At 64.2% G+C, this 21,355-nt stretch carries 18 protein-coding genes; 5 read left to right on the top strand and 13 right to left on the bottom strand.

All coding sequences use genetic code 11. The annotated features are described in order from the left end of the window. Positions 1-51: 51 nt before the first annotated feature. Positions 52-843 carry a phytanoyl-CoA dioxygenase family protein gene (locus tag IE126_RS07330; RefSeq protein WP_189380589.1) on the bottom strand — a complete coding sequence of 264 codons (792 nt, stop codon included), beginning with the start codon at positions 841-843 and terminating at the stop codon, positions 52-54. 86 nt (positions 844-929) lie between these two features. On the opposite strand from IE126_RS07330, the gene IE126_RS07325 reads away from it, so the two are divergent. After that, positions 930-1,820: a LysR family transcriptional regulator gene (locus IE126_RS07325; RefSeq protein WP_189380588.1), complete on the top strand. Its 891-nt coding sequence runs from the start codon at positions 930-932 to the stop codon at positions 1,818-1,820. A 39-nt stretch (positions 1,821-1,859) separates the two neighbouring features. Further along, positions 1,860-2,819: an agmatinase gene (gene speB, locus IE126_RS07320; protein ID WP_054303526.1), complete on the top strand. Its 960-nt coding sequence runs from the start codon at positions 1,860-1,862 to the stop codon at positions 2,817-2,819. On the opposite strand, the gene IE126_RS07315 is transcribed toward speB, so the two are convergent. The 6 genes from IE126_RS07315 to IE126_RS07290 form a co-directional block, all read right to left on the bottom strand. Next, entirely contained in the window at positions 2,808-3,587 is a 780-nt protein-coding gene (locus tag IE126_RS07315; protein ID WP_189380587.1) for a GNAT family N-acetyltransferase, read from the bottom strand. The two genes, speB and IE126_RS07315, sit on opposite strands and share 12 nt — an antisense overlap. Before the next feature lie 144 nt (positions 3,588-3,731). Beyond that, the gene (locus tag IE126_RS07310; RefSeq protein WP_189380586.1) at positions 3,732-4,817 is read right to left on the bottom strand and encodes an ABC transporter ATP-binding protein; all 1,086 of its coding nucleotides are present in this window, start codon (positions 4,815-4,817) and stop codon (positions 3,732-3,734) included. A gap of 13 nt (positions 4,818-4,830) precedes the next feature. After that, positions 4,831-6,450: an alpha-glucosidase gene (locus tag IE126_RS07305; protein WP_189380585.1), complete on the bottom strand. Its 1,620-nt coding sequence runs from the start codon at positions 6,448-6,450 to the stop codon at positions 4,831-4,833. Positions 6,451-6,457: 7 nt separating this feature from the next. Next, entirely contained in the window at positions 6,458-7,585 is a 1,128-nt protein-coding gene (locus IE126_RS07300; RefSeq protein WP_108126824.1) for a carbohydrate ABC transporter permease, read from the bottom strand. Then, positions 7,585-8,577: a carbohydrate ABC transporter permease gene (locus IE126_RS07295; RefSeq protein WP_054303521.1), complete on the bottom strand. Its 993-nt coding sequence runs from the start codon at positions 8,575-8,577 to the stop codon at positions 7,585-7,587. The genes IE126_RS07300 and IE126_RS07295 overlap by 1 nt, the downstream gene beginning before the upstream one ends. A gap of 81 nt (positions 8,578-8,658) precedes the next feature. Then, positions 8,659-10,008 (bottom strand): ABC transporter substrate-binding protein, encoded by a 1,350-nt coding sequence (locus IE126_RS07290; RefSeq protein ID WP_189380584.1) that lies wholly within the window; start codon positions 10,006-10,008, stop codon positions 8,659-8,661. 246 nt (positions 10,009-10,254) lie between these two features. Between IE126_RS07290 and IE126_RS07285 the strand changes: the two genes are divergently transcribed. From IE126_RS07285 to IE126_RS07275, 3 genes are read left to right on the top strand one after another with little or no spacing between them, the layout of a single operon-like run. Further along, positions 10,255-11,280 carry a LacI family DNA-binding transcriptional regulator gene (locus tag IE126_RS07285; RefSeq protein ID WP_054303710.1) on the top strand — a complete coding sequence of 342 codons (1,026 nt, stop codon included), beginning with the start codon at positions 10,255-10,257 and terminating at the stop codon, positions 11,278-11,280. Then, positions 11,273-12,589: a GH1 family beta-glucosidase gene (locus IE126_RS07280; protein ID WP_229825296.1), complete on the top strand. Its 1,317-nt coding sequence runs from the start codon at positions 11,273-11,275 to the stop codon at positions 12,587-12,589. Before IE126_RS07285 ends, IE126_RS07280 begins: the two co-directional genes overlap by 8 nt. Positions 12,590-12,640: 51 nt before the next feature. Then, on the top strand, positions 12,641-13,591 hold the full coding sequence (locus IE126_RS07275) for a glucokinase (RefSeq protein WP_054303520.1): 951 nt from the start codon (positions 12,641-12,643) through the stop codon (positions 13,589-13,591). Positions 13,592-13,644: 53 nt separating this feature from the next. Here the strand turns inward: IE126_RS07275 and IE126_RS07270 are convergent, their stop codons facing one another. The 6 genes from IE126_RS07270 to IE126_RS07245 all read right to left on the bottom strand — a co-directional run bounded on the left by IE126_RS07270 (position 13,645) and on the right by IE126_RS07245 (position 21,352). Next, positions 13,645-14,430, bottom strand: a complete 786-nt coding sequence (locus tag IE126_RS07270; protein WP_054303519.1) for an FAD binding domain-containing protein — start codon at positions 14,428-14,430, stop codon at positions 13,645-13,647. A gap of 10 nt (positions 14,431-14,440) precedes the next feature. Beyond that, complete coding sequence (locus IE126_RS07265) at positions 14,441-16,813, bottom strand: xanthine dehydrogenase family protein molybdopterin-binding subunit (RefSeq protein ID WP_189380583.1); 2,373 nt, start codon at positions 16,811-16,813, stop codon at positions 14,441-14,443. A 58-nt stretch (positions 16,814-16,871) separates the two neighbouring features. Beyond that, positions 16,872-17,357 (bottom strand): (2Fe-2S)-binding protein, encoded by a 486-nt coding sequence (locus IE126_RS07260; protein ID WP_189380582.1) that lies wholly within the window; start codon positions 17,355-17,357, stop codon positions 16,872-16,874. Positions 17,358-17,397: 40 nt separating this feature from the next. Beyond that, a complete protein-coding gene (locus tag IE126_RS07255; protein WP_054303516.1) occupies positions 17,398-17,919 on the bottom strand; it encodes a CoxG family protein in 522 nt (173 codons plus the stop codon). 73 nt (positions 17,920-17,992) lie between these two features. Next, the gene (locus IE126_RS07250; protein ID WP_054303515.1) at positions 17,993-20,212 is read right to left on the bottom strand and encodes a hybrid sensor histidine kinase/response regulator; all 2,220 of its coding nucleotides are present in this window, start codon (positions 20,210-20,212) and stop codon (positions 17,993-17,995) included. 6 nt (positions 20,213-20,218) lie between these two features. Further along, complete coding sequence (locus tag IE126_RS07245; protein ID WP_189380581.1) at positions 20,219-21,352, bottom strand: FIST N-terminal domain-containing protein; 1,134 nt, start codon at positions 21,350-21,352, stop codon at positions 20,219-20,221. Positions 21,353-21,355 lie beyond the last annotated feature (3 nt).

The following is a 21,355-nucleotide window of genomic DNA, read 5'->3' as shown; positions in this document are numbered from 1 at the left end:
TAGCCTATCGGAGGAAACCGCGAAAGTGCGGCAAAGCCGCACCCTGCCGGATCAGCGCAGATAGGGAAACCAATCCTCGCGCAGGCGCTGCCCCGGCTGCATCCCGTGCCCCGGATAGGGCGGCGAGGTTCGGCCCGGCCGCTCCACATAGCGCGCATCGTCCCCCACCAGCCGCAGGCTGAAGGCGCGCCGCCGCGTAGCGGCATTGTTGCCGCGCGCGCCATGCAGCGTGCGATAGTTGAAGGCCACGGCATCGCCCGGCTCCATCTGCCATTCGCGCACCGGCATGCCTTCGGCATCCGGGTCGGGGACCGGCATGTATTTTTCGCTGTCGGGGTAGAAGCTCGTCTCGGCCAGCCAGCGCGTCGGCAGCACTTCCTTTTCCCACCGATGCGAACCCGCGACACAACGCAGGCTGGCCTCGCGCACCGGGTCCAGCGGCGACCAGAAGCTGACCGTCTGCTGCCCCTCGACGAAGTAATACGGGCCGTCCTGATGCCAGGGCGTCGGTTTCGAGGTGCCCGGCTCTTTCACCAGCACATGATCGTGGAACATCTGCACCCGGTCAGACGCCATCAGCTTCGCCGCCACCTCGGCCACGGCGCTTTCGCGGATCACACGCTCGAACTCGGGAATGCGATCCCAGTTGCAATAGTCATCGAAGAAGCGGCCGCCCTCGCCGGGCTTGAGGTTCTCGGCCGCATAGGGACCTGGTTCGGCCATATTGCGCTCCACCCCGGCGCGCAGATCCTCCACCCAGTCGGCCCAGAGGCCACGGACCAGCACCACTCCTTCGGTCTGGTAGGTTTCGATCATTTCGGGGGTGATCTCGATCTTCGCCATCGCGGGCCTCCTGTTGCACTTGGCAGAAAGGTGACGCGTGGCTAACATAGTTTCAAATAATATCTTCGCATGTTCGAGATAGATAAATGCTATCAGTTACTCTGCGCCAACTGGAGTATGCCGTGGCCGTGGCCCGCAACGGCGGCGTAACAGCGGCCGCGCAGGCACTGAACATCAGCCAGCCTGCGCTGTCGGTCGCCCTGTCTCAGCTGGAGGCGCAGCTCGGCAAACCGTTGTTCCTGCGGCGCCCACGCGGCCCCGCCGTTCCCACCGCCTTTGGCCGCGATTTTCTGGAAGCGGCAGAGACCCAGCTGGCCTCCATGGCGCGGCTGATGGCGGGGGATGCCGCGCCCGCCGCCCCGGTGCGGCTTGCGGTGTTCGAGGATCTGGCGCCGGTGATCCTCGGTCCCCTGCTGGCAGCGCTGCCCGCCGACCTTCCCGTCACCCCCGGAGTGCTGGGGTTCGAGGCGATGACCGATGGCCTTGGTCGCGGCCAGATCGACCTTGCCCTGACATGGGATCTGGGCCTGCCGCTCAGCGTGACGCGGGAAGAGGTCGCCCGTGTGAAGCCGCATGCCGTCATGGGTCCGCGTCACCGGCTGGCGCTGCGCGCCGGGGTGTCGTTGGCGGAACTGGCCGATGTACCGCTTATCCTCGCCGATCAGGGGCTGTCAGTCGGGCATATGCGGGCGCTGTTCGCCCGGCGCGGCCTTACCCCCTGCATCGCCCATCGCACCGCGACGCTGGAGTTGATGCGCTCTTTCGCGGCCAACGGGCTGGGGGTCGGGCTCAGCTACACCGCGCCGGTGCCGGGACAAAGCTATGATGGCGCCGCGCTGGTAACGCGCCCGGTGCTGGATGCCGGTGCGGGCGAGCCACTGGTGCTTGCCGTCGCGCGCGACAATGCGCTGTCGCCTGCGGGCGAGCGGCTGGCCCGTCTGATCGCCGCGCGACGGGGCTTCTTGCCGAAAGGCTGAACCCCGGTCAGGATCGCCCGAAACAACAGGGAGATTCCGATGAGCGGCCACGCCTACGAGACCGGACGCCTCAACCTGCCCTTCGTGGGCATTTCCACCTTCGGCAAGCGCCCCTATCAGGCCGACTGGAGCCGGATCGAGGCCGATGTCGCCGTGATGGGGGCGCCGTTCGACTTCGGCACCCAGTTCCGTGCGGGCGCGCGCTTTGGCCCACGGGCGGTGCGCGAGGCGTCCACCCTGTTCAGCTTTGGCCATGCCGGCGCCTATGATCACGAGGACGATTGTACCTATCTTGGCAGCGATGTTCGCATCGTGGATATCGGCGACGCCGACATTGTGCATACCGACACCGAGACAAGCCACGCCAATATTGAGGCCGGAGTCCGCGCCATCCTGAAGGCAGGCGCCTTGCCCGTGGTGATCGGTGGCGACCATTCGGTGAACATCCCCTGCATCCGCGCCTTCGACGATCAGGGCCCGATCCACATTCTGCAAATCGACGCGCATCTGGATTTCGTCGATGTGCGTCACGGTGTCCGGCACGGCCATGGCAATCCGATGCGGCGCGCGGCGGAGAAGGATTATGTGACCGGGATCACCGCGCTGGGCATCCGCAATGTTTCTTCCACGACGCAAGAGGGATATGAGGCCGCGCGCGCCATGGGCGACGACATCCTCAGCGTGCGACAGGTGCGGAAGCTGGGTTGCGACGGGGTTCTGGCCCGAATCCCGAAGGGTGCGCGGCTTTACGTCACCATCGACATCGACGGCTTCTGCCCCTCGATCGCGCCGGGCACCGGCACACCTTCGCACGGCGGGTTCCTTTACTACGAGGTGCTGGAGATCCTGCAAGGTGTCGCCCGTGACCACGAGATTGTCGGCATCGATCTGGTCGAGGTGGCGCCAGACTACGACCCGAGCCAATCGACGGCCATCCTCGCCGCGCAGGTCTTGCTGAATTTCCTCGGTTTCATCTTCCATGCGCGGTCACAGCGGTAACACAAGGCCGGTCGGCCCAAGGTTCACCAGCCTGGCGCCCGTGCCGAGCTTGAACCCGGCAAGGCCCGGATTGCCCGCATCGACAGGCCCAAGGTCGATGCGGGTCACGCCGCGCCCCCGCAGCAGCAAAGCAGCGTGCCAGAGCATCGCGCGATGCGCCTCGCTCCGGCGCCCCTCTGCGCTGGTCCAGGCGATCAGATAAGTCGCCGCCGCGCCATGGATCAGGAACAGCATGGCAGCCAGCATCCCGCCCTTGCGGGACACATGCAGGATCAGCCGCTCCCCCCGCCAGGCGGCGAGAAAGGCGGCCCCCAGATTGCGGTAACCGCGCGCCCTGCCCTGCGCCATGTCCTTGTTCAAAAGGCCTTGCAGGATTGCATCGTGACCCTCTGAAATATCTGTGCATTCTGACCAATTCAGATGACCGCGCCATTTCGGGGCCAGTGCCTTGCGCAAGACCTCTGACGTCGGACTCACATCCCATTCTGCATGGTGCCGCGCCGTGATCAGCGGCAGAATCCCCGCTGCTGTGCTGGTCGCCACTGTCACCCCGGCATGACGTGCCAGAGGCGCGAGGCATATACTGGGCGGCGGTCGGTGAACCATCCGCAGGCCGCGCCGTGTAATCACCTGCACCGGGACGTTGTGCAGCAGCCCACGCTCTGCCCGCGCCCCGAGTCGTACCAGAGCCGCCCCATAGCTGCGGCTTTGCTGCAAGGGCGGCGCGGAGACCAGTATGTCCCATTCGGAATCGGTCAGACTTTTCATTCCGCCATTAACCGGCAGGAAAGTTTAAGATGCGATGAAGCGGTCATGGAGAAGTTGCCACAACCGCCTCGCCTGACACTTTGGGTGCCCACGCTGATCGCACTGGCGCTATCGCTGCTGTTCCTCGCCGGGCTGGCGCTTGTTTCAGCGATAGAGCAGCGAACGGCCGTTGTGGAACAGGTGCAGCTTGGCCGGATCGGCAGTCAGATGCACCGCGCTGTGCCGAAGCCCCTGATGGATACCCGGCAGCTTCGCCACCACCGGCGCCGCCTCGCCCGCGCGTTTGAAATAAAGCAGCGTCACCTCGCCAAGCGCCTCGGTAATTTCCACCTCGCCGGTGTAAAGCGCGGGGGTGTCACTGGGCACCATATCCTCGGGCCGCACCCCAAGGTTCACCGCCAGCCCCAGATCCGCGTCCCCGGTGGGGATCGCCGCGATGGCCTCGCCGCCGCCATCCAGCTTGACCCGCGTCTCGGCGCCGGTGGCGACAATCTTGCCGGGCAGCAGATTCATGGCAGGGCTGCCGATGAATTGCGCCACGAATTCGTTCTCGGGCCGTTCATAAAGCTCCAGCGGGGTGCCAACCTGTGCGATACCGCCACCGGCCAGAACCACGATACGGCTGGCCAGCGTCATCGCCTCCACCTGATCATGCGTGACGTAGATCATGGTCGATCCGGGCATCGCCTCTTTCAACTGTGCAATCTCGATCCGTGTCGCCACCCGCAAGGCAGCGTCGAGGTTCGAGAGCGGTTCGTCGAACAGATAGACCTTCGGGTCGCGCACGATCGCCCGCCCGATGGCCACGCGCTGCCGCTGCCCCCCGGAAAGCGCCTTGGGCAGACGATCCAGATAGGGTGTCAGTTGCAGGATGCGAGCGGCATTATCCACCGCCGCATCCATTTCGGCCTGCGGCTTCTTCGCGATTTTCAGCGCGAACTCCATGTTCTGCCGCACGGTCATATGTGGATAGAGCGCGTAGGACTGGAATACCATGGCGATGCCACGCTGCGCGGGCGGCACCTCGTTCATCCGCACGCCATCAATGGTGAAATCGCCGCCGGTGATGCGTTCAAGCCCGGCGATCATCCGCAAAAGTGTGGACTTTCCGCAGCCCGAGGGCCCGACAAACACGATCAATTCGCCCGTCTTGATGTCAAGGTCGATGTTCTTCAGAACCTTGACCTCACCATAGGCCTTCTCAACCCCGGTCAGTTTCAGATCGGCCATATGCGCCCCTCCCTCATACCCGACGGGCCAGGCAATAGTGCCATGGACCCAGGTTAGCCTTTCCCTCGATCACCGGCTGCGCGCCAAGAGCACCGCCAATCGCCTCCCACCGCCCGTCGGGCAGGTGAATGTCTTGCGATGCTTCTCCCAGATTGAACGCACAGAAGATTTCTTCCGCGCCCTGCCGGGTGAAGCGGATCACCGGGCCCTCGGCCGTGATTCCGGTCATATCGCCATAGCGCAGCACCGGATGGGCGCGGCGGAAGGCCAGCACGGCGCGGTAGAATTCCAGCATGGAGTCCGCCACGCCTGCCTGTGCGCCAACGGCCCGCGCCAGATGCGGTGCCGTCACCGGCAGCCAGGCGCGCGGACCCGCAGTAAAGCCACCCTGCGCATTGTCCTTCTGCCAGGTCATCGGTGTGCGTGCGCCATCACGACCCTTGAACTCGGGCCAGAACTCTATTCCGTAGGGGTCTTGCAGATCCTCAAAGGCAATTTCTGCCTCGGGCAGCCCCAGCTCCTCGCCCTGATACAGGCAAACCGAGCCACGCAGGCACATCAGGAGCGCGGTATAAGCCTTTGCACCCTCTTCCGAAAGTTGCCAGCGGGTGATGTGGCGCACCGTGTCGTGATTTGAATAGCTCCAGCACGGCCATGCATCCGGCGCAGCAGCGGCCATACGGGCAAAGGTCGCCTCCACCCCCTCGGCGGTCAGGCGCCTGGGTTGCAGCATCTCGAACGGGTAGCACATCTGCACCTTGTCGCCGCCCGAAGTATATTCGGCCATGATCTCCAGCCCGCGCTGCGCATCACCGACCTCGCCCACCGCGGCCGCACCGTAAGGCGCCAGAACGGAACGGAATTTCCGCAGAAATTCAAGGTTCTCCGGCTGGTTCTTGTCGAACAGGTGCATCTGGTGGTTATAGGGGTTCACCGCGGGCGCAATGGAATCGTTGCGCAGTTCCTTTGGCAGCGCAGGATTGTCTCGCAAGTATTTGTCTGCGAAATAGAAATTGATGGTGTCCAGTCGGAAACCATCCACTCCGCGTTCCAGCCAGAACCGCGCAACGTCAAGCTGCGCTTCCTGCACATCCGGGTTGTGGAAGTTCAGATCGGGTTGCGAGGTCAGGAAGTTGTGCAAGTAATATTGCTCGCGCCGTGCATCCCAACTCCAGGCCGAGCCGCCGAAGATTGACAGCCAGTTGTTCGGCGGCGTGCCATCAGGCTTCGGATCGGCCCAGACATACCAGTCGGCCTTCGGATTATCGCGGCTTTGCCGGCTTTCGCGGAACCACGGATGCTGGTCGGAACTGTGCGACAGCACGAGGTCGATCATCACCCGCAGACCCAGATCATGTGCCCGCGTCACCAGCGCATCGAAATCGGCCAGTGTGCCGAACATCGGATCGACGCCGCAATAATCGCTGACGTCATAGCCGAAGTCCTTCATCGGCGAGGTGAAGAACGGGCTGATCCAGATGGCATCGGCGCCGAGGGTCGCGATGTGATCCAGCCGCGAGGTGATGCCCGGCAGGTCGCCGATACCGTCGCCGTTGCTGTCCTGAAAGCTGCGCGGGTAGATCTGATAGATCACCGCGCCGCGCCACCAGTCGGGGTCTTTGGGAAGGGTCATGGGTCTCTCACTTCACGGAGCCGGCCAGCAGGCCGCGCACCAGGTATTTCTGCATTGCGAAGAACACGATCAGCGGCACAGCGATGGACACGAAGGCCGAGGCGGCAAGAATTTCCCACTCGCCCCCTTTCGACCCCATCAGCTCGCGCAGGAGGCCGGTCATCACCAGCTGGTCGGGGTTGTTGCCCAGGAAGACGGTGGCGACCAGCAGGTCGTTCCAGGTCCAGAGGAACTGAAAGATCGCAAAGGAGGCCAGCGCCGGAAAGCTGAGCGGAAGGATGATCTTGAGGAAGATCTGGAAGTCGGTCGCGCCATCGACGCGCGCGCTTTCGATGATCTCGCGCGGCAAGCCGACCATGTAGTTGCGCAGAAGGTAGATCGCCAGCGGCAGGCCGAAGCCGGAATGCGCGAGCCAGATCCCGATGTATTCCTTGCCGATGCCCAGTTGGTTGTGCAGCTTCAGAAGCGGGATCAAGGCCATCTGCAAGGGCACGACCAGCAGGCCCACCACAGCGGCGATCAGCAGCGCGCGGCCTGGAAACTCCATCCACGCCAGTGCATAGGCCGCGAAGGCCGCGATCAGGATGGGGATGATGGTGGCGGGAATGGTTACCGTCATGGTGTTGAGGAAGGCGCGGCCCAGCCCCTCCGCGAACATCACGCGGCGATAGTTGTCGAGCGTGAAGCGCGGCGGGGTGACGGAGCTGACGAAGATGCGGGGCGAGCGGCCCTCGAACTGCGCGGGCGCGGTCAGGCGGTAGTCCCCATTGGCCTGCACCGCCAGCTTTACCCCGTCCTTCAGATCGGCCTCGGCCCCCGGCGCGAAGGCATCCGGCGCGCGGGAGTTCACGCCGAAGGCCGTGACCTCGCCCCCTGCGCCGTCAAACACATTACCGTCGATCACCCAGAGCGGTCCGTCCTGCCGTTGCGTATCTGCATCCCCGGCGCGATAGACGATGTTCTGTTCAGCCGGGAACAGCGACCGCCACCAGCCCGAGGTGGTGATCTGGTCGCGATCACGAAAGGACGAGACCAGCAACCCGATGGTCGGCAGCACCCACAGAAGCACCAGCGCAGCGGTTGCCAGATGCACGGCCCAGACCAGCGAGGACTTGGTTCCTGCGATATTGTCCATCAGCGCATCTCCTTCCGGGCATTGCGGATGTTCCAGATCATGATCGGCGTCACCATCAGCATGATGACCAACGCCACGACCGAGGCGCGCCCGGTATCATTGCCGCGGAACATCCAGTCGAACATGAGGTTCGCCAGCACCTGCGTGCCCCACTGGCCATTGGTCATCGCCAGCACGATGTCGAAAACCTTCAGCACGGTGATGGTGATCGTGGTCCAGACCACTGCAATGGTGCCCCAGATCTGCGGCACCTTGATGCGGGCGAAGATCTGCAAGGGAGAAGCACCGTCGAGGATCGCGGCCTCCACCGTTTCCTCGGGGATGCCGCGCAGTGCTGCGGACAGGATCACCATGGCAAAGCCGGTCTGAATCCAGATCAGTACAATCATCAGCATGAAGCTGTTGCCCGGCTCCAGCGTCAGCCAGGTTTGAGGCTGCCCGCCCAGCGAGACCCAGATCGCGTTGAGCATGCCGATCTCGGTCTGGCCATCGCCGCGATAGTCGTAGATGAATTTCCAGATCACCGAGGCCCCGACGAAGGAAATCGCCATCGGCATGAAGATCATCGCCTTGGCAAAATTGCCCCAGCGGATACGGTCGGTCAGGGCGGCGGCGATCAGTCCGAAGAAGGTCGATGCGGCGGGCACCACCAGCAGCCACAGAAGGTTGTTGCGCATCGATTCCCGAAACTTGGAATCGCTGACCAGCCACGAATAATTGTCGAAGCCGACATAGGTCTGGCCGGTGGAATCGTGGAACGAATACCAGACCGACACGAAAACCGGATAGACCAGATAGACCGCCAGCAGCAGCACGGCAGGCAGCAGGAACAGCCAGGGCCGGATCTGGGCCGCACGGGCGATATTGCGCCCGGCATCTGCCCCGCGTGGTGGCAGCAGCGTATCGAGGATCAGGTTCGACAGAAAGAAATAGGCGACGCATCCGAAGACACCGATCACGATGGTGCCGCCCGCCATCAGTAGCTGTTCCATGTTTCCCCCAAGCCTCCAAGACAGCCGCAGACTCCCCGCCCGGATTGCTCCGGGCGGGATGCACTCGTTACATCGCGCGTTTTACTTCAGCGTATCCCAGGTCTTCTGGATCTCGGCCGCCACGGCCGCCGCATCCTTGCCACCGGAATAATCGACCATGCCGGTCCAGAAGGCCCCGGCGCCGATTGGTCCGGGCATCAGGTCAGAGGCGTCAAAGCGGAAGGTGGTGGCGTTCAGCAGGATGTCGCCCATCTTCTTCAGCGTCTCGTCGCCGTAAGCCTCGGGGTTGACGCCCTTGTGCGGGGTCAGGAAGCCCTTCTGCGCCATCCAGACCTCATGCGCGATGGGCGTTTCGAGGAACTGGATGAAGGCGCGCGCGGCGGGGCTGTCCTTCATCATCCCGAACACCGTGCCCGCGCCCAGCACTGGCTGGCCCAGATCCTTGCCCGCATAGGCCGGGAAGTAGAAGAAATCGGCATCCTGCCCGATCACCGTGCCTTCGGGGAAGAAGGACGGAATGAAGCTGGCCTGACGGTGCATGTAGCAGGCTGGCGGCGAGGCAAACAGGCCCTTCGGGCTGTCACGGAAATCGGTGGAGGCGACACCGCCCGCGCCCCCCGCCACCCAGGCATCGTTGCGCGCGAAGGCGCCGTATTCCTCGATGGCATTGACCACGATGGGATCATCGAACTTCAGATCATTGCTGACCCAGCGGTCATAATTCTCGGGCGTGGTGGTGCGCAGCATCATGTCCTCGACCCAGTCGGTCGCGGGCCAGCCGGTCGCCCCGCCCGAGCCAAGCCCGATGCACCACGGCGTGCCGCCGTCATCGACGATCTGCTGCGACAGCGCCTTCAGCTCCTCCATGGTCTTTGGCACTTCATAGCCCGCGTCCTCGAAATTCTCGGGCACATACCAGACCAGCGATTTCAGGTCGGCCTTGTAGAAGAAGCCGTAAAGTCCCGGCGTGCCATCCTTGCCGGGGAAGGTCGCCAGATCGACCCAGCTTTGGCCGGCAGCATAGTTTTCGGCCACCCATTTCGCGGTCTCGTCGCCCAGCGGCACCACAAAGCCCTTGCTGGCCAGATCGCGCAGCAGGCCAGGCTGCGGGAAAACCGCGATATCGGGCGGCGAGCCCGCCTGCGCGTCAATAACGATCTGCTGTTCAAAACTGTCGGAGCCGCTGTAATTCACCTTGGCGCCGGTTGCCGCCTCGAAATAGGCGATGACGCTTTCGACCAGATCCTTGTCAGGCCCAAGCCAGGGGCCAAGGATCGTCAGTTCCTGCCCCGACAGATCCTGTCTGAACGCCTCGAAGCTGTCCCAGTTCAGCCGCGCATCCTCGCCCGGCGCGAATTTCAGGTCACGCGCCCCGGCCTGCCCGGCCATCAGCGCCAGAACCGCCACACCGGCGCACAGGCTCCGTTTCATTGTCATCCTCCCGTTCCTCCTCCATCGGTGCTTCATTCCGGCACCGTCCCCGTCGCGGAATCACATTTCAAACCGCTTTGGATTGGCACAGCTAAGACATCCCCGGCCCGGCTGTCAACGAATCTTCGACAAAAGTCGCACGCAACCCTTGAGATCACGGCGGAAAAACAGATGATTTGGGCTTTGACGCCCCCGCCCCGGACGGCTAACATCCCGGCGAATTTGAAACGCTTTGGCTGCACGCACATGAATCTCAAGGAGCTGGCCCGCAAACTCGACCTGTCACCCACAACGGTGAGCCGGGCCCTGAACGGCTATCCCGAAGTGAACGAGGCCACTCGCGAAAGAGTAGCTGCCGCAGCCAAAAAATACAACTATCAGCCGAATACCCGTGCCATCCGGCTGGCGACAGGGCGCGCCATGGCCGTGGGCCATGTCATTCCGTTGGCGACACGGCACGAGATCGTCAACCCGGTATTCGCCGATTTCATTGCCGGTGCGGGTGAAGTCTATTCCCGCAACGGCTATGATCTGCTGCTGTCCGTCGTTTCGGACGATGATGAGGAACGCGCGTATCGCGAGCTCAAATCTCGGGGGACGGTCGACGGGGTGATCGTGCATTCGCCACGGATGCGCGATGAGCGCATTCCGCTGCTGCACGACCTTGGCATCCCCTTTGTCGTCCATGGCCGCGCCACCGACAGCCCGCGCCCCTACCCCTGGGTTGATGTGAACAACCGGCGCGCCTTCCAGCGGGCCACCGAATTCCTGCTGGATCTCGGCCATCGCAGGATCGCGCTGATGAACGGGCTGGAGTTCATGGATTTCGCGCTGCGTCGCCGGGCCGGATATGAGGCTGCGCTGGCTGCACGGGGCATTCCCGTCGATCCCGCGATCATGGCCAGCGAGGAAATGACGGAAACCAGCGGTCACCGGCTCGGGGCGGCGCTGCTGTCCGGCCCCAACCCGCCCACGGCCTTTCTGGTTTCGTCCATCATCATGGGCCTTGGCATCCGCCGCGCGATTGAAGAGCGCGGTCTGCAAATGGGCCGGGATGTTTCCGTCATCGTTCACGATGACGAGCTGAGCTATCTGCGCAACGGTGACGACCTGCCAATCTTCACTGCCACCCGGTCTTCCGTGCGCGAGGCCGGGCGGCAGGCGGCGGCCATGCTGATCGGGCTGATCCGGGGCGAGGCGGGGGCGCCGCGCGAGTTGCTGATGGAGGCAGAGTTGATCATCGGTCAATCCACAGGCCCGCATCGTGGCTGATCCGATCCCGCCGCGCGCCACCTTCCCGCCGGGCTTCCTGTTCGGTGCCGCCACCGCCGCTTATCAGGTGGAGGGCACGCGTTTCGGCGGCTGTGGCCCCTCGCACTGGGACACTTTCGCCGCCACCCCCGGCAATGTGGTGCGGGCCGAGGATGGCGCCACCGCCTGCGACCATTACCACCGCTGGCCCGAGGATCTGGACCTTGCCGCCCGCGCCCACATGGATGCCTGGCGCTTTTCGACCAACTGGTCGCGGGTGATGCCGGATGGCATGACGGTGAACCCCGAAGGTCTGGATTTCTATGACCGGCTGGTCGACGGCATGCTGGTGCGCGGGCTGAAACCATTTCTGACCCTGTATCACTGGGATCTGCCCGCTGCGCTGGCCGATCTGGGTGGCTGGCGCAACCGCGATACCTGCGCTCGTTTCGCCGATTTCGCGGAAATCGTGACCCGGCGTATTGGGGACCGCATCGCCGCCACGGCCACAATCAATGAGCCATGGTGCGTGGCTTGGCTGTCGCATTTCCTCGGAGCCCATGCGCCGGGCCTGCGCGACATCCGCGCCGCCGGCCGCGCCATGCACCACATCCTGCTGGCACATGGCATGGCGATGGAGCGGCTGCGCGGGCTGGGACAGCGCGATCTGGGAATCGTGCTGAACTTTGACCGTGCGGTGCCTGCCAGCGACGCCCCCGCCGACCTTGCCGCCGCTGCCCGTCAGGACGCGATCTTCAATCGCTGGTTCATCGAGGCGATCACGAAAGGCGCTTACCCGACCGAGGCGCTTGAGGGACTGGCGCCGCATCTGCCGCAGGGCTGGCAGAACGATATGGCGGTGATCCGTCAGCCGCTCGACTGGCTCGGCGTCAACTACTACACCCGCCACATCCATGCCGCCGCCCCCGGCCCCTGGCCCGCCACGCGCGAGGTGGAAGGCCCGCTGCCGAAAACCCAGATGGGATGGGAAATCCACCCCGAGGGGCTGGAACATTTCCTGACCCGCCTCGCCCGCGATCACGTCGGCAACCTGCCGGTCTATGTCACCGAAAACGGCATGGCACTGGCCGAGCCGCTGGACGATTCCACCCGCACGGCTTTCGTCGCGGCCCATCTGCACGCCACACAACGCGCCATCGCGGCGGGAGCCAATGTGCAGGGGTTCTTCTACTGGTCGATGCTGGACAATTACGAATGGGCCGAAGGCTATGAAAAGCGTTTCGGCCTCGTGCATGTTGATTTCGAGACCTTGGCAAGGACCCCGAAAGCATCTTATCACGCGCTCGCACAGGCATTGGCACACAACTGATGCCCCTACGGTTGCTCTGGCCCGGCATCCGCTTATGCAACGGAGGAAAGCATGAGTGACCCCTTCTCGCTGGTAGCCGACATCGGTGGCACCAATACCCGCGTGGCCCTTGCGGATGGCAAGACCATCCGGCCTGACAGCATCCGCCGCTTCCGCAACGCCGAGTTTCCGGGGCTGGAAACCATCCTGCGTCGCTATCTGGATGATGCGGGCGTGAAAGATTGCGCAGGCACCTGCATCGCGGCGGCAGGTCCGGTGCAGCATGGCATCGCGACGATGACCAACCTGAGCTGGACCATAGACGGCGCGGCGCTGACGCGTGCCACCGGCGCGGAACGCGTCGCGATCCTGAACGATCTTCAGGCGCAGGGCCATGCCCTTGGCCATATCGCCGAGGACAAGCTGGCCCGCATCATCGACGGCCCGGTGCAGTCAGAGGATGCGAAACTGGTGGTCGGTGCAGGCACCGGCTTCAACGCAGCGCCGGTGCATGACGCGCGCGGGGTGCGCATCGTCGCCGCCTCAGAATGCGGCCATATCAACATGCCCATTCGCACCGAGGCCGATCTGCGGCTCGCCCGTTTCGTGGAAACCGCTCACGGCTTTCCGGGGGTGGAGGATGTGCTGGCCGGTCGCGGGCTGGAGCGGCTTTACGCCTTCGTGCGCAGCGAAGCCGGTCATCCGGGCGAAAAATCCGCTGCCGAAATCATGGGGGCCCTCGCCGAAGGTGACCCGGAGGCCGAGGCTGCCGGGCGCCTTTACGTTCGCCTGCTGGGGGCCGAGATCGGCAATCTGGCACTGGTGCATCTGCCCTTCGGCGGCATTTTCCTGATCGGCGGTGTCGCCCGTGCCTTCCAGCCCTATCTGGAGCGGTTCGGTTTCACCGAAGCCTTCCGCGACAAGGGGCGTTTCGCGGGCTTCATGGCCAATTTCACCGTTTCGGTGATCGAGGATGATTATGCCGCACTGACCGGATGCGCCGTCTACCTCGATAACCTCTGAAAATGCAGAAAAGCCCGCCGGTTGGCGGGCTTTTCTTGTTTTCGTTATGAAGATCAGGCCGCAGCGACGGCGCGCCTGGTCAGCACCTTGCACAGATGCGCGCGATAGGCGCCGGTGCCATGCAGGTCGCTGATCATGTTGTCGCCCGACAGGCTCAGCCCCTCCAGCGCCTCGGGCGCGAAATTCGCGCTCAGCGCCTCTTCCGCCTCGGTCCAGCGGAACACGCCGTCATTCGACGCCCCGGTGATCGCCACCCGCACGCCATCGGCGTATTTGGCGACAAACACGCCCGTGAGGGCAAAGCGCGAGGCCGGCTGGTTGAACTTCACATAGGCCGCCTTCTGCGGGATCGGCAGACGCACGGCGGTGATGATCTCACCCTCTTCCAGCGCGGTAGCGAACATGCCCTGAAAGTAATCGTCCGCCGCAATCTCGCGCCGGTCGGTGACAATGGTTGCCCCCGAGGCCAGCGCCGCCGACGGATAGCAGGCCGACGGATCATTGTTGGCAAGGCTGCCACCAATGGTGCCCCGGTTACGCACCGCCGGGTCACCGATGTTCCCGGCCAGCGCCGCGAGTGCCGGATACTGCGCCGCCGCCTCGGCCGCCACCACCGCATGCGGCGTGGCCCCGCCGATCACCAGCGCACCGCCTTCCGCCTTGACGCCCTTCATCTCAGCAATGCCGGTCAGGCTGACCAGCATGTCGGGCTGATTCAGGCGCTGTTTCAGCGTCGGGATCAGGGTCTGACCACCGGAGAGCGGTTGGGCACCCTCCTCGGCCAGTGCCTTCACCGCCTCTGCGATGCTGGAGGGTTTGACGAATTCGAAGTTGTACATCCTGACCTCCTCAGCCGTTCAGCGCCGACCAGACACGGGCGGGCGAAACGGGCATGTCGATATGGGTGATGTCGGTGCGACCGGCACGATGGAAGGCGTCGATCACCGCATTGACCACGGCGGGGGGCGAGCCGATGGCCCCGGCCTCGCCGCAGCCCTTCACCCCCAGCGGGTTGTGGGTGCAGGGCGTGACGCAGCTGTGATCCACCTTGAAGAACGGCACATCCTCGGCGCGCGGCATGGCGTAATCCATGAAGGACCCCGACAGAAGCTGGCCGTTTTCATCGAAAACGCAGTTTTCCATCAGCGCCTGGCCAATGCCCTGCGCCAACCCGCCCTGCACCTGGCCTTCAACGATCATCGGGTTGACGATATTGCCGAAATCGTCCGCCGCGCTGAAGGCCACGATCTCCACCTTGCCGGTTTCGGGATCGACCTCGACCTCGCAACCATAGCCGCCCGACGGATAGGTGAAGTTGGACGGGTCGTAGAAGGCGGTTTCCTCCAGCCCCGGCTCCATGCTTTCCAGCGGGTAGTTATGCGGCACATAGGCGGCCAGCGTCACCCCCGACCAATCCACCGACTTGTCGGTGCCCGCAACCGAGAACTTGCCGTCCTTCAGCTCGATATCCGCTTCAGACGCTTCCAGAAGATGCGCCGCGATCTTCTTGGCTTTATTGATGATCTTGTTCGTCGCCTTGACGATAGCCGACCCGCCGACTGCAAGGCTGCGCGACCCGTAGGTGCCCATGCCCATCGGCGTGTTCGAGGTATCGCCATGCACGATCTCGATCTGGCCTGCGTCAATGCCGATCATCTCGGCCACCACCTGTGCGAAGCTGGTCTCGTGCCCCTGACCGTGGCTGTGTGAGCCGGTAAAGACCGACAGCGAGCCGGTGGCATTCACCCGGACCGTGGCGCTTTCGTAAAGCCCCGCGCGGGCGCCAAGCTGCCCCACGAGGTTCGAGGGCGCGATGCCGCAGGCTTCGATATAGTGCGCTACGCCAAAGCCGCGCCACTTGCCCCGCGCCTTCGCCTCGGCTGCGCGCGCCTCGAAGCCCGCGTAATCCGAGATTTCCAGCAGCTTATCCATCGTGGCGTGATAGTTGCCGGTATCGTAGACCACGGCGACCGGGGTCTGATAGGGGAACTGGTCGGGCTTGATGAAGTTCTGGCGGCGCAGCTCTACCGGGCTGACACCCAGCTCACGCGCGGCCTTGTCGACCAGGCGTTCCAGCTGGAAGGTCGCCTCGGGGCGCCCCGCGCCGCGATAGGCGTCGACCGGCACGGTATTGGTGAACACCGCCTTCACGTTCACATAGATCAGCGGCGTCCGATAGTTGCCCGCCATCAGCGTGCCGTGCAGCCAGGTCGGGATCGACGGTGCGAAGGTCGAGAGGTAAGCCCCCATATTCGCGTAGGTTTCCGTCCGCAGCGCGGTAAAGTTGTTGTCCTTGTCCAGCGCCAGTTCGATCTTGGTCACGTGGTCACGCCCCTGCGCGTCGGAAATGAAGGCCTCCGAGCGGGTCGATGTCCATTTCACCGGCCGGTTCAAGGTCTTGGCGGCGAAAGTAACGAAAGCCTCTTCGGCATAGTGATAGATCTTCGACCCGAAACCACCGCCGACATCCGGCGCCACCACACGCAGTTTGTGTTCAGGGATACCCAGCACGAAGGCGCCCATCAGCAGGCGGATGACATGTGGGTTTTGCGAGGTGGTATAAAGAGTGTGCATGCCACCGGCGCTGTCGAAATCGCCGACGGCGACGCGCGGTTCCATCGGGTTGGCGACCAGACGGTTGTTCACCAGTTCCAGCGTCGTGACATGGGCCGCGTTCTTGAACGCCTCTTCCACCGCAGCCTTGTTCTCCTCGACAAAACCCCAGTCATAACAGAGATTTGAGCCGATCTCCTCATGTACCTTCGGCGCATCGGCCGCAATCGCAGCCTTCATGTCCAGCACCGGGGTCAGTTGGGTGATATCCACCTCAACCGCCTCTGCCGCGTCGCGCGCCTGTTCCAGCGTTTCGGCCACCACAACGGCGATGGGGTCGCCGACATGGCGCACCTTGCCCTCGGCCAGAACCGGGTGCTTGGGCTCCAGCATCGGCTTGCCGAAACGATCGGTCACCTGCCAGCCACAGGGAATGCCGCCCACACCCGCGAAATCGGCGGCGGTGAATACCTTCAGCACACCGGGCATCGCCTCGGCTGCCGCCACATCCACCTTGTTCAGCATGCCATGCGCCACATCCGAGCGCACAAACCAGGCATGGGCCTGGCCGCGGATATTGATGTCGTCCGTATAGCGGCCCTTTCCGGTCAGGAACCGCACATCCTCGCGCCGCTTGGTGCTGGCGCCGATGCCACCGTCTTTCGGCATGAATACCTCCCTTATAGCGATACGTCAGAAACGCACCGCAAATCCCTGTTCCTGAAGCTTATTCCGCTGCAATCTGCCCGACATCCTGCCCCGAGGCCGCCAGCACCGCCTTGACGATGTTGTGGTAGCCCGTGCAGCGGCAGATATTGCCTTCAAGATGGTGCCGCACCTCGGCTTCGGTCGGTTTGGGGTTGTCGGCCAGCAGGGCGGCCGCGCTCATCACCATGCCGGGGGTGCAGAAGCCGCATTGCAGGCCGTGGTGATCCTGAAACGCCTGCTGGATCGTCGACAGCGATCCGTCGGCATTCGCCATGCCCTCGATGGTCTTGACCTCGGCGCCCGCCACGTCCTGCGCGAAAGTGGTGCAGCTTTTCACCGCCTTGCCGTCGATATGCACGACACAGGCGCCGCATTGCGAGGTGTCGCAGCCGACATGGGTGCCGGTCATCCCCAGCCCCTCGCGCAAAAAGGTGGAAAGGAGCGTGCGCCCTTCCACCTCGCCGGAAACGGACTTGCCGTTCACCGTCATCGAGACTTTCGCCATTTCTTCCTCCCTGGCTTTATTGCGTGCTGGGTTGCGGTTCTCAGCTGATCAGCTTCTTGAACCAGCCCTTTTTCTGTTCCGGCGCGGCCTCGTCGGCGGCGGCTTCGGCCTCGGGTTCTGCCGGGCCTTCGACGGCCTGCTGGAACCGTTCGAAGAATTCATCGGCCATCTTCTTGGCAAAGCCGTCGATGATGCGGCTGCCAAGCTGCGCCAGCTTGCCCCCGACATTGGCCTCGACCTCATAGCTCAGGCGCGTGCCCTCGGGGATCGGCTCGAACCGGACCCTGGCGCCGCCCTTGGCAAAGCCCGCAGCACCGCCCTTGCCCTCGCCCGTGATGGTCAGGCTTTCGCCTTCCACAATGTCAGAAATGGTCACGACGCCCGTGAATTTCGCCTTCACCGGGCCGACCTTCTGCACCACCACGGCCTCATAGCCATCCGCGACGCTGCCGGTCACGCTTTCGCAGCCCGGCACCGCGGCACGCAGCATTTCCGGGTCCAGAATGGCGTCCCATACCGTTTTCGGATCGGCCTTGATGTCGCGCTGGTCTGTGAGTTGCATGGAAATCCCCCTCGTTCTGACCTACGCTAACAGCAATCCGGCGCAGGCCGCTATCAAACCATAGTCGTAAGTCTCACATCCCCGTGGGGAGTCGGGCAAGCCAGGATTCCAGCGCGCGCGGGTCCAGTGGTTTCAGGAACAGTTCTGCCCCCAGATCGAGGCAGGCGCGGCGGATGCCGGTTTCGCGGCCCGCCGTGATCAGGCTGACCGGCAGATGCGGGTGCCGTGCGCGGATCTCGCGCAGGAAATCAAGGCCCGAGCGGCCCTCGCCAAGCTGCTGGTCCACGATGAACACATCGGGCAGGATACCGATTTCCTCGATCAGCGCCTCGGCCTCTTCGGCATTGGCGGCGTCCAGCACCGTCATGCCCCATTTTTCCAGCATCAGGCCAAGGGCACGGCGCAGGTCAGGTTCATTCTCGATCAGAAAGACAATGCGATCCGGCGTGGGCCGCGCGGCAGGTTCGATGCGTGGCGGGGCGGGCAGTGCCTCCACTCCCGGTTCGGCACGGGCAAGCTGCACCATGAAGCAACTGCCACGCCCCGGCTCGGATTGCAGGCCAAGCGGATGGCCAAGCGCCGCGCAGGCGCGTTCGACGATGGCAAGGCCCAGCCCCATGCCTTCAGAGGCCGAGGCCGGGGCATCCAGCCGGTGAAACTCGCGGAAGATGGCGTCCTGATCTTCCTCCGCGATGCCGGGGCCGGTATCGCGCACCTCCAGCCGGATCAGCCCGCCCTGCCGCCGCACGCCCACCAGAACCCGACCCTGCATCGTATAGCGCACAGCGTTGCCGATCAGGTTTTGCAGGATGCGCCGCAGATAGGCCGGGTCCGACACCACAACGGCCGAACTGGGCATCACGGTCAGCCGCAGCCCCTTGGCGGCGGCGATGGCGGCAAATTCCTCGCGCAGCGGATCGAGCACCCGGTTTAGCGTCAGCGCGCGCGGCGTCACCGCCAGACGGCCACTTTCCAGCTTGGAAATATCCAGCAGCGCACCAAGGATGCCTTCTACCTGCACCAGCGCGTTCTGGGCCTTGGTCACCGCCTCTTCCGCCGCCGGGTCCAGTTCCTCCGCCGGGATCGAGCCGATGAACAGCTTGGCTGCCGACAAGGGTTGCAGCAGGTCATGGCTGGCTGCCGCGACGAAACGCGCGCGGCTGGCATTGGCGCGTTCGGCATCGGCCAGCGCATCGGCCAGCTCCAGCGTGCGTTCGGTCACGCGCGCCTCCAGCGTTTCATTCACCGCAGCCAGCGCCGCCCGCGCCGCGCGTTCGGCGGTGATGTCGGTGAAGCTGAGCACGAAGCCGCCATCCGGCATTTCCTGCGCATCGGCCTGAAGGATGAACGGCCCGCGCCGCAACTCGAAGCTCAGCGTCTGGCGTTGCTTCGCCGACGCCCAGGAGCGCAGCACCTCGGCCGTCATGCCATCGCCAAAGCTCGCCTCGGCACCAAAGCGTTCCATCAGCGTATCGAAGGTGACACCCGGGCGAAAGCGCGTCACGGGAATCGCCAGCAGATCACCCAGTCGCGCGTTCCAGCCCACCAGCCGGGTCGCGCTGTCGAAAATGCAGACCCCCTGGCTGATGTGATCCAGCGTGGCGCGGATGATGCGGGCCTGATCGTCCAGCATCTTGCCGCGTTCCTCGCGCTCCAGCCGGATGATATCGGTCACATCGGTTTGCAGGATCACGGTGCCGCCATTGGCGGTCCGGTGCTCTGAAACCTGCAACCAGCGGTCCCAGATCAGGCGCACGTTGAAGATGACATGCCGGTCCTGATGCCGCCGGCGCCGGCGCACCGCCCAGTCCTGCGGCGTTTCGCCTGCGGGCAGCGCCATGAAGCGCGAGCGGCTGACAAGGTCGATATAATCGTCAAAGGCAAGACCGGGGCGCAGATGGTCACGCAGGTCGAGCATCTGCATGCAGAAGCGCGAGTTGCACATGACCAGAACCTCGTCGGGGCCGAACAGGGCAAAGCCTTCCTGCACCGTCTCGATGGCATCGGCGAGGTTGCGTCGCGCGGCTTCGGCCTCGTGATTGGCGTCGGCCAGCCGGGCGTTCGACTGGTTCAAAAGGTCCAGCGCGCGTTCCAGATCACGGGTACGCGCGCGAACCTGATCTTCCAGCAGGGCCGCACGCTGGAACTGGGCATAGGCGGCACCGCTGTCATCGGTCACCTGCTCGACCCGGCGCATCAGCACCTCGGCAATGGTCATCAGCTTTTCTCGCTGACGTTCCGGCGGATCGGCGGGGTTCAGCAGGCTGGCGGCCCGCGGCGTCCGGTCAGGCATCGCGTCTCAGACCCCCGGCGGGTAGATGGCGACGCCGGTCATGGTCTGGTTCACATGCATGGAATTGAGCTGCTCGCCATAGGTGGAAAAACCGACCACCCGATGATCGCGCAGAATGGCGGACAATGCACCGGATTTCTGTTTCTCCATCGCCTCCATCCGGCGCAGGATGCAATCGCAGGCCAGAATGGCCGCTGGCGCGCTGCCGATGGCAAGCGCATCCAGCTCGCGCTGAAGGTGGGTCACCATGTCCTGCGGCTCGGCCAGCGTCAGCACGAGCCCCTCGTCGATGGCGGAAAAGAACACCAGATCGCCGTCAGGCGCGACGCGCTGGATGGCGCGCACATGATGTCGCCCGCCGATCCGCACCACCACCGGATGGGCGGCGAAGGTGAACGTATCCAGTTGGCCCGGATCTTTCCCCAAAAGCCGCGCATATTCCCGTGCAGCCGGTTCGGCATTGATGCAGCGCACGGTGCGGTTCGCCGGATTGGCTTCAGTCACCACCATGCGGGTTTCGGTCGGCACCAGATGATCCAGGTTGAACACCTTCACCCGGCAGCGTGACCGCACCATGGCAAGCACCGCCGCATTGCGCAACGCACGGCCCTCGTGGATCACGAATGTCTCGCGGAAGCGCGTGCCGTCGGCAGCCGATCCGCCAAACAGCGGCACCGGCCCAAGGCCCGAGGCCAGCGCGGCGGTCAGTTCATCTTCGCGGGTGGACAGGCCGTCGACCATGAGAAAGGCAAATTCATGTTCCCAGGTCGGTGCGCGTTCCGCCAGCCCGTGCCGGCTGCGGATCAGCCGCCCGATCAGCGCGTCACGTTCGATGGTGGCCAGATCGGGAATCAGCAGGATGTCTGTGGCGAAATATTCGGCATGAAGCCCGAAGGCCACGATACTGCCTTCCGCATAGCCATCCGCCGAAATCTCGCCCGCCGTGGTGCAGCCGATCACCGGCGCGTCAAAGGCGTCTTCGGCCAGCAGTGCCGCCAGATCGGCCTCGGGCGAGATGAACAGGAAGATGCAGGCGAACGGTCCCGCCCCCAGATCTGCCGCCAGACGCGCAGCGGCGCCGGGCGTTTCCGCAGGCACCTGCGCCGTTGTCACCAGCCCCTCGCCGATCCCCCCCAGCACCGG

The sequence above is a fragment of the Gemmobacter nanjingensis genome (assembly GCF_014652195.1).
Lineage (GTDB): Bacteria > Pseudomonadota > Alphaproteobacteria > Rhodobacterales > Rhodobacteraceae > Gemmobacter > Gemmobacter caeni.
Note: the sequence above shows the minus strand (reverse complement) of the source record. Positions and strands in the feature narration are given on the sequence as shown.